Origin of the sequence: Okeania sp. SIO2B9 (assembly GCF_010672505.1) — a bacterium.
Classification (GTDB): Bacteria; Cyanobacteriota; Cyanobacteriia; order Cyanobacteriales; family Microcoleaceae; genus Okeania; species Okeania hirsuta.
On record NZ_JAAHGK010000265.1, the window covers coordinates 1 to 6,944 of the forward strand.

The following is a 6,944-nucleotide window of genomic DNA, read 5'->3' on the forward strand; positions in this document are numbered from 1 at the left end:
CACGACGCGCGTCCGAGCAGATACTGGTTGTAGATGATAATCAAGTCAACCGAGAGCTTTTAGTACGACGACTTAAACGAGAAAGGCATTTAGTCACTGCTGCGATTAATGGGTTTCAAGCTCTAGAAATAATACAGTCCCAACCGTTTGACTTGGTACTACTAGATATTATGATGCCACAAATGAACGGTTATGAAGTCCTCGAAACTCTTAAGTCTGACCCTAAACTACGGCATATCCCAGTAATTATGATTTCAGCAGTGGACGATATTGATAGTATAGTCCGTTGTATCGAATTGGGAGCAGAAGATTATTTGTCCAAGCCTTTTAACCCTACACTGCTAAAGGCGAGAATTAATGCTTGTTTAGAGAAGAAAACATTTCGGGACCAGGAACGGGCCTATTTAAAGGAATTGGCTGAGGAAAAACAAAAGTCAGAAAGGTTGCTATTAAATATTTTACCTGAAGCAATTGCCCAACGCTTAAAGCAGGGAGAGGAAACTATCGCCGATAGCTTTAATGAAGTAACAGTTTTATTTGCAGATTTGGTAGGGTTTACCAAAATATCGGCCAACTTATCTCCCGCCGAACTGGTAGAGTTACTCAATAGTATTTTTTCTGCTTTTGATGAATTGGCGGACAAGTATGGACTAGAGAAAATCAAAACTATTGGTGATGCCTACATGATAGTGGGTGGACTACCAGTTCCAAAAGAGGACCATGCAGAGGCGATCGCAGATATGGCCCTTGAAATGTTAACCAAAATCCAGGAGATTTCTACAAAAGAAGGTAAGTCTTTGCAAGTTCGTATTGGTATTAATACAGGAGCAGTAGAAGCAGGAGTTATTGGGACAAAAAAAATTGCCTATGACCTTTGGGGCGATACAGTAAATACAGCCCACCGGATGGAGTCTCACGGTATACCTGGTGTGATTCAAGTTGCCCAGGCCACTTATGATTGTTTAGCTGACAAATACAGATTTAAGGAACGAGGAGTAATTGATATTAAGGGTAAGGGTAATATGAGGACTTATATACTTCTGGGTAGAAAGGAGTGAAATAGTTCAACAATATTTTCTTGAGATGGGAAGATGGGGAGATGGGGAGATGGGGAGATGGGGTGATGGATAGTAGTAAAAACATAAATAATTAACACACTACTAGTGCAGGATGGCGGAAATAACTGACCAGTTACAAAATCCTAAAACAATTACAAATAAATACTTTTGAGTTTTAACTTTTGACTGTCAGATATGCGTCTTACATTCTGAGGTTTCCTCAGAATTACGCACTCGCTTTTAACTTCCGCGTAGTGGCACTAGCTAATAATTATTCAAAAGTTTATTCAAGCTATATTAATTATTTAATAATTGAAGTTTAATCTAGAGTGTAGCATTAATGCATGATAATTGTTATGCATTGGCAATTAATGTTGACAGTAGTTTGTGACTTTTAGGTATACCATTCGAAGGAAAGGTTAGGACAGATCGACAACTTAAAACTCAGACAACGTAGGATTTTTACTTCTTCCTTATTTTTTCTTCCTTCTTCCTTCTGCTATAACAGGAAACAGAAATTAAAATTAAGCTTTACTTTCTGACTATTTAAGAAATACTATAGCAATCCTAAATAGGTCGTGACAAATCAAAAAGTAAATAAAAAAACTGAAACTCTTACCTGTTCCCAGTTAAGTATTCCCAGTTAAGTGTTCCCAGTTAAGTGTTCCCTAAAAAGCAGTAAGATTTTTGACACGAATAAAATAGGATTGCTATATCAAAAATTGAGCAGCTTACTAATTAGCGACTAATTACTATAAAATATAATTGTCAACCAAAAAATAAACTAGAAAAAATGTTATCAACTACAGAAATACTGATTGGTGCTAAATGGTTTGGTATTGCTACTATTGGATTTTTTATTCTGACAATTATTGGCTTTATTTCCAAATGGGGATTTAGATTTAGATTAGTCGGAGTAACAGGTTTTATGGGGGTGTTAACTGCTGGTTTATTTGGTTTAAGTTTAGGATTATTTACTCGTGTAGAAATTCCGGGAGCAGTTCCATATTCATTGGTTTATGATAATGGCGCAACTCAAACGGTAATAGCTGTTCCTAATACTATTACAGAGTCAGAATTAACAGCAACAATAAAGCAAGCTGCTGGAGATTTATTTTCTCCTGGTCGCCTGGGTGGAAGTGGTCAATTAACTATTAGAATTAGAACAATTATTCATCCTGAAGCGGGAGTTTCAGAACCGCTTTATTTAGGGGAAGTAAAACGTTCTCTTTCTCAACGGGAAGATGAAAATCTAGATATTAAAATATTTCCAGAAATTTTGGCAAAGTTGGAAAGTTATGGCGCTACGCGCAGGCAATAGGCAACAGCGGTGCGACCCCGCGACGACGCCAGTCGCACCTGGTAGCGCACCAAGAGAGGCAACAGGCAACAGGGGGAATAAAAAGCTTATCATATAATACTTTTAGCTATTGGACACCTCCTGCAATTTGTAAATATGCCAGCGCACATTGCTATATCAGAGTCAAAATTTGGAAAGTGAGAGTTAAAAGGTAGGGGAGTGTGGGGAGAAGTAAAAACATTAATAATTAACACACTACTAACTAATAATTATTAAAAAGGTTATTCAACCACAGTTGTCAATCAATGTTGGGGAAAATGCTGTCTAAAACTTAACAGTCTAAGGAAAGGTTAGGACAGATAGACAGCTTAAAACTCAGATAACGTAATACCCTTTCAAGGAAGTTAACGGAAGTTATAAGTCAAAAGTCAAAAGTAAGATTTGATCAGCTCAAAACTTTAATTATGCAGTAATTTCATAAAATTATTTAACATTTAAAGTTTGAAACTATTTGTGAAATATTTAAAGTGAATTTGATATAAGATTTTTCCCTCTTCCCTCTTCCCTCTTCCCTCTTCCCTCTTCTTTCTTCCTTCTTCCCTCTTCCCTCTTCCTTCTTCTTTCTGCTAATTTAAGGAGATTTTTAACAGATGGTAAAACAGGGAGATTTATTAAAAAGATTATTCAATGCTTTTAAGCCTTTTGAACCTTTGAAACCTGGTAGTCCTGTATATGTTGATTGTCGGGAAGTTCGTGGGGATGGAGATGTTATTATAGACTTAGCTGAAAATATTAAATTATCTGATAATAATACCTATCAACTTTATGCCGGACATCGAGGTGCAGGTAAATCAACGGAACTTTTACGATTGAAAGAACACCTGGAAAATAACGGATATTTTATTGTTTATTTCGCTGCTGATGAACAGGATATTAATCCAGAAGATACAGAATATGCTGATATTTTGTTGGCTTGTACAAGACACTTATTAGAACATTTGAAACAGGCTAATCCTCAGCCTTTACTTGATTGGTTAAAAGGGCGGTGGGGAGATTTAAAAGATTTAGCAAATACGGAAATATCTTTGGAAAGTTTGGCAGTTCAATCACAAATTAGTCAGTACGCTAAACTTACAGCAAATATTAGAGCGGAACCAACATTAAGGAGAAAAATTAGAGACAAAATTAATCCTTATACTGAAAGTTTAATTGAGGCTCTGAATAGTTTTATTCGTGATGGTAAAAAGAAACTTGGTTCTGGTTCGGAGCTGGTAATAATTGCTGATAGTTTAGACCGAATTGTACCAATTGTTCAGCCGGACGGACGTAGCAATCATGATGAAATTTTTGTAGACCGCAGCGCTCAATTGAAGGGGTTAGATTGTCATACAATTTATACAATTCCTATTTCAATGGTCTATTCTAATCAGGCGCCAAATCTCAAAATTGAATATGACGATCCACAGGTTTTACCAATGATTATGGTGGAGACTCCAGAGGGGAAAGTTTACGATTTGGGAGTCGCTAAAATTAGGGAAATTATTGATAGACGAGTTAGTAAAGTTAATCCAGATTTATCTTTAGAAACGGATGTATTTGAAAGTCGAGAAGTTTTAGATAGATTTTGTTTAATGAGTGGGGGTCATGTCCGGGATTTAATGTTATTAATGCAAAGTGTAATTAAACGTGCCGGGGGTAAATTACCGATTTCTGCCAAAGTAGTACAAAGAGCTATTACGGAGGCAAGACTTCCTTATAAAAGATCGGTTCAACAAGAAGAATGGCAAATATTAGTTAATGTTTTTCGTTCTAAAAGTATATTAAATAATCAGCAACACCGGGATTTATTGTTTAATCGTTGTTTGCTGGAATATACTTTCTTAGATGAAGAGGGAGAAAAGCAAACTTGGTATGATGTTCATCCTTTGATTAAAGGTGTTCGTGAATTTAAGGAGTTGTTAGAATGAAGCTTTAAAGAAGTCAGAAGTCAGATTTAGATCCCCCCTAACCCCCCTTAATAAGGGGGGAACTGCTTATGCTTAAAAAAGGTGGAATTGCTTAATAAGGGGGCAGTTTCAAAGTCCCCCTTTTCAAGGGGGATTTAGGGGGATCATAAATGTACTTCATTTTTATGAGAAATGCGATACTCAAATAAATTAATTTTTACCCACCAGAGCATTTTTCATCACAGGATTTCTCGAATTTATAGGGGGAAGGTTTCAAAGTCCGGAACTGCTTAAAAAAGGGGAACTGCTTCATAAGGGGAGAAGTTTCAAAGTCCCCCTTTTTAAGGGGGATTTAGGGGGATCATAAATTTTTATCCACCAAAGAATTTTTCATAACAGAAGTTCTCGAATTTATAGCGGTTTTTACAAAAGTAGATTACAAAACTTCTGCCTTCTGCTTTTAAGCCAAAATCTCTATATTTTATGTTAATGAAAACTACTACAAGGAGTTACTGGAATGAAGGGAGAAAAAGTTGTTTTGGAAGAGGATATACAGTCAACTTTTGCAGAGGAATATCAAGACCTATTGAATGTTGTCGGGTTTATTGAAGGTTTTGGTTTATTGTTTGTAGAATGTTCGCCTCCACAGGGAACAGAAATTATTGAAAAAATTCGGCAGGATATTCCTCAAGAAAGGGTGGAAGTTTTGCGTTTGGATAAGACTACTTATAATTTTTATAGTCTGGTAAAGGAATTGCCAAATTTAGTAGAGATTGATGTTTTGTTTGTGACTGGTTTGGAATATTCTCTCTATCAATATGAGGAGGATATGAAGGAAAGGGGTTTGGATAATAATGAGATTATTTCTATTAGTAGAAGGGGAGTACCTCCTGTTTTGATTAATTTGAATCAGCAGCGAGAAAGATTTAGGGATGATTTTGATATTTGCTTTGTGTTTCTATTACCAAGGTTTGCTTTAGATTACTTGATTAAACGTGCCCCAGATTTTTTTGATTGGCGTTCTGGGTTATTTCTGTTTCCTATGAATGAGGAATATTTACGACAAGAATCTTTAGATGTTTCAGCAAAAAAGTTAGATGATTATAAAGAACTTACAAGGCAAGAGCGTAAGTATGTATGGTTGAGAATTAAAAGTTTGGTTGATGATCAGAGACTTCCTGTTGAACAAAAAGCTAATTTGTTGGTGATCAAGGCTTTATTGGATAGAAAGTTTCAGCACAATGAAGAAGCAATATTAGCTTGTGATGAAGCATTAAAAATTCAAGCCAATAATTATGAAGCTTGGAATAATAAAGGCAATGCACTGAGAAATTTAGAAAGATATGAACAGGCAGTTGCTGCTTACGAAAAAGCTCTAAAAATTCAACCAGACTATTATTATGCTTGGTATGGTCAAGGCGTTGCACTGTTTTATTTAGAAAAATATGAACAGGCATTAGCTGCTTTTGAAAAAGCTCTAGAAATTCAACCAGACTTTCATTATGCTTGGAATGGTAAAGGCAATGCACTGAGAAATTTAGAAAGATATGAACAGGCATTAGCTGCTTTTGAAAAAGCTCTAGGAATTCAACCAGACTATTATTATGCTTGGTATGGTAAAGGCGTTGCACTGTTTTATTTAGAAAAATATGAACAGGCATTAGCTGCTTTTGAAAAAGCTCTAGAAATTCAACCAGACTATTATTATGCTTTGAGAAACAAAGGCATTGCATTAGAAAATTTAGAAAGATATGAACAGGCAGTTGCTGCTTACGAAAAAGCTCTAGAAATTCGACCAGACTATTATCATGCTTGGCATAATAAAGGCATTGCATTAGAAAATTTAGAAAGATATGAACAGGCATTAGCTGCTTTTGAAAAAGCTCTAGAAATTCAACCAGACTTTCATTATGCTTGGTCTGGTAAGGGTAATACCTTTTTACAATTAAAACTGTATCAACAAGCAATAGCTGCTTTTGAAAAAGCTCTAGAAATTCAACCAGACGATGAAAATTATATTATTTACCTTGGCTTAGTTAAATATGAAATGGGAAAGATAGATGAAGCTATAAAAAACTGGCAAACTGCAATTGAAATAAATAACCAAAATGTAGAACCTCAATTAGCAATAGGAGTTGCCCTATATAAAAAAGGTGAAATTTCAGCAGGTTTAACAATGGCAGAAACAGCATTAAAATTAGACAAAAATTGGGGAAACCTGCAACGGCTCAAAAAAGAAAATTGGAGCGATAAACTATTAGCAGATGCAGAAAAATTATTAGAAAATCCTCAGATAAAAATATTACTATCTCAGACAGTTGAAGAAGAAAGAAGCAAGAAGAAAGAAGCAAGAATAAAAAATGGATGGGAACTCAAACCCCAACCAATTATAAACACCCTGTAGACGGCGGAGAATTAAACTCAAAATCAAAAGATAATTCCGCAACAAAAACTCAACAATAAACCATCAATCCCACATTCCGCACCACAAAATATAGCAACCGAAGAAGGAGTCAGGAGACAACCCACCCCTCGCCCCTCCCCCTCCCAGGAGGGGAAAACAGGAGACAGAATTTTAGAAGAAAATTATAGCTGCCGTGATTGAGTCATCATCAGAGCAAGTATTTATGCGTAAATTTT

At 35.8% G+C, this 6,944-nt stretch carries 4 protein-coding genes; all 4 read left to right on the forward strand.

Translation table 11 applies throughout. The features are described from left to right. Positions 1-20 precede the first annotated feature (20 nt). The 4 genes from F6K13_RS11710 to F6K13_RS11725 all read left to right on the forward strand — a co-directional run bounded on the left by F6K13_RS11710 (position 21) and on the right by F6K13_RS11725 (position 6,708). The gene (locus F6K13_RS11710) at positions 21-1,058 is read left to right on the forward strand and encodes an adenylate/guanylate cyclase domain-containing protein (protein ID WP_353735654.1); all 1,038 of its coding nucleotides are present in this window, start codon (positions 21-23) and stop codon (positions 1,056-1,058) included. Between the two features lie 793 nt (positions 1,059-1,851). After that, positions 1,852-2,379: a Ycf51 family protein gene (locus tag F6K13_RS11715; RefSeq protein WP_124145806.1), complete on the forward strand. Its 528-nt coding sequence runs from the start codon at positions 1,852-1,854 to the stop codon at positions 2,377-2,379. 629 nt (positions 2,380-3,008) lie between these two features. Next, positions 3,009-4,325 (forward strand): AAA family ATPase, encoded by a 1,317-nt coding sequence (locus F6K13_RS11720; RefSeq protein ID WP_124155653.1) that lies wholly within the window; start codon positions 3,009-3,011, stop codon positions 4,323-4,325. A gap of 496 nt (positions 4,326-4,821) precedes the next feature. After that, entirely contained in the window at positions 4,822-6,708 is a 1,887-nt protein-coding gene (locus tag F6K13_RS11725) for a tetratricopeptide repeat protein (protein ID WP_287243842.1), read from the forward strand. The last annotated feature ends 236 nt before the right edge of the window (positions 6,709-6,944 follow it).

Excerpts from the sequence above, each read along its gene's own strand:
- F6K13_RS11720 (WP_124155653.1), top strand. The coding sequence starts at position 3,009 with ATGGTAAAACAGGGAGATTTATTAAAAAGATTATTCAATGCTTTTAAG.
- F6K13_RS11715 (WP_124145806.1), top strand. The coding sequence starts at position 1,852 with ATGTTATCAACTACAGAAATACTGATTGGTGCTAAATGGTTTGGTATT.
- F6K13_RS11725 (WP_287243842.1), top strand. The coding sequence starts at position 4,822 with ATGAAGGGAGAAAAAGTTGTTTTGGAAGAGGATATACAGTCAACTTTT.